Origin of the sequence: Dyadobacter frigoris, from assembly GCF_005280585.1 — a bacterium.
GTDB classification, from domain to species: domain Bacteria; phylum Bacteroidota; class Bacteroidia; order Cytophagales; family Spirosomataceae; genus Dyadobacter; species Dyadobacter frigoris.
In genome coordinates, this window is the sequence record NZ_SZVO01000050.1 from 1 (window position 1) to 2148 (window position 2148).

Annotated in this window: 3 protein-coding genes; all 3 read right to left on the reverse strand. The window is 46.7% G+C overall.

Annotation, left to right across the window (positions count from 1 at the left end; translation table 11 throughout):
* Positions 1-1376, reverse strand: a 1376-nt coding sequence (gene tnpC, locus FDK13_RS35140; RefSeq protein WP_137344672.1) for an IS66 family transposase, incomplete at its 3' end; no start/stop codon positions are given.
* A gap of 40 nt (positions 1377-1416) precedes the next feature.
* The gene (gene tnpB / locus FDK13_RS35145; RefSeq protein WP_137344673.1) at positions 1417-1767 is read right to left on the reverse strand and encodes an IS66 family insertion sequence element accessory protein TnpB; all 351 of its coding nucleotides are present in this window, start codon (positions 1765-1767) and stop codon (positions 1417-1419) included.
* Between the two features lie 6 nt (positions 1768-1773).
* Positions 1774-2064 carry an IS66 family insertion sequence element accessory protein TnpA gene (gene tnpA / locus FDK13_RS35150; RefSeq protein ID WP_137344674.1) on the reverse strand — a complete coding sequence of 97 codons (291 nt, stop codon included), beginning with the start codon at positions 2062-2064 and terminating at the stop codon, positions 1774-1776.
* Between the last annotated feature and the right edge of the window lie 84 nt (positions 2065-2148).

Below are 2148 nucleotides of genomic sequence, written 5' to 3' on the forward strand. Positions count from 1 at the left end.
CCCACAGCAATGGCTCTAATTGCATTCTCCACCCAGTTATTGTCCAACTGAAGCCTTCCATCATACATGTAGTGCCCCAGCTCATCCCATCTTTCAATAGTATACCGGAAGGCAATACCGATCGGACTTTTAGGAAGGGCTTTATACATGTTGCTGCTGATCCATTTGCCTAGCAGATTGTAGGTGGGCAATGATTTTTCCAATCTAAGCTCTTTAGTCTGCTCCGGATCCAGATTTTTATCGCGTGCAAGACGTTCAACGGCATATAGTTCCTGGATAAGCAACACCGCAGTTTCGGCCAATGCYTTGTCATCAGTCAATGATTCCTCAAATTTACGGCGGGTATGGGCCCAACAGGCTAGGTGAACAATATCTTCCTTTTGGGATATAGCCTTGTATCCGCTATAACCATCGGTTTGCAGGTATCCCTTAAAGTCTTTGAGCATATCGGTAGGATATGCGCCTGCCCTGGTTGGTTCGTATTTAAAAAAGGTGTTTTTACCCAACGGATCGTGATAGGCCCAAAAGTATCCCTGATGCGTTTGGCCGGCGCTCGGGTTACCCTTTTTATTTTGGTGGTCAAGCACTTTGATTACGGTTTCATCGACCTGAAGGTAAGGGCTGCTTAAGACCATGCCTTTATGATATTCGTACAATAGATCCAGCCGCTGCACACCCAGTTTCACCCAGTGGTCTATCGTGGATGGTGCTATATCAATGCCTTCCCGTTTGAAGCGCTGCTGCTGGCGGTATAATGGCAGGTGGTCCCAGAATTTATCAATCAGGATCTGGGCGATGAGCCCGGCCCCGGCCATACATTTACCAAACCCTGCCTGTGGCAACTCCGCGATGGCAAAGCAAGCAGGCTTGTCGGTATTACCGGTAGATTWMCGGATATATTTAGGGCGAATAATGCGCTGGATATAAAAACGAGACGGCATGTATTGCAGACTGTCGGAGATTTCCTGGCCTATTAGTACCATGCCGGCCGTGTCTTCTGTGGGCTCAATAATAATCTCGTCAACAGACAGGTGTCTTGGAAGTGGACTGCGGCCAGGATGCAGCACACGGCTTTCTTTCGTCTGAGCTTCTTTGTGGGCCTCTGTTTTTTTAGTGATTAGCTCCTGAAGCTGCTGTATGTCCTGCTCAGAGAGATGCTCACCAAAGTCCAGAGGGAGTTGTATGGGTGACTGCGTAAACCGCTCCCGCTTCTGGCCAAACAGCATCCGCTGAAGCTTGGCTATCAGCGTTTCCTTTTCCTGAATGCTAGCATCTTTTTGCTGGATAGTAGCATTCTTCTGCTGGATAAGCATGTCTTTTTGGCCAATCAGGGCGATCAACTCGGCTTTTGATAGACTTTCCAAGGCGTTTTGCATAATTTAAAAATACACAAAAATCGGCGACCTGTCAAGAAAATTAGCTTGAAAAAAGCTGGTAACGAGGCTTTTGGACACTTTTTTTTACGACGATCCCCTCGATCATCAATACCAGTTCCGCCCATGACAAAACAGCATYGGAACGAGTGCCAGCCGGCCTTGTGTAAGTGCCTTTTTCCAGATGTTTGCTGAAGAGAACAAAGCCACCAGACTCCCACCTGAGTAGCTTGATGCAGGTGCGGCGACGGTTCAAAAACACGAAGACATCGCCGTTCAAAGGGTTACGCCTTAATTCATTACGAACCAGCCCGCTCAATGAATATGCGCCCCGGCGCATATCACAATCACCTTTATAAAGCAGATAGCGGTCAGATGAGTTTAACGAAAACATCTTCCTTTACAATAAAGTAACCAGCTGCCGTAAACGCGCCGGATCCAGATCTGCATTGATCCGGATTGATACACCAGTCGGATAAACGATTTCAATAGAAACTGGGTCAGATTTACGGCCGATCTCCACAAAACCAGAGTGTTCAGTGTTTTGATTACGGTAACGTACGCGCCAATAATCCAGTTTGCTCACGCTCACACCATGAAGGTCGGCAAAACTTTGCCGGGTATAACCACCTGACTCAAAATCACTGACAAGACGGTACATCTCTTCTGCTTTTTCCACAACTTTCAACATAACAATAAAAGTTAAATGTTATCATCGTGCAATATTAAGCCTTTTGATATCCTACTGGAAGATGTCCTTTCTTGGGTGCATACT

Coding starts and splice junctions, on each gene's coding strand:
- tnpA (WP_137344674.1), bottom strand. CDS start 2,064: ATGTTGAAAGTTGTGGAAAAAGCAGAAGAGATGTACCGTCTTGTCAGT.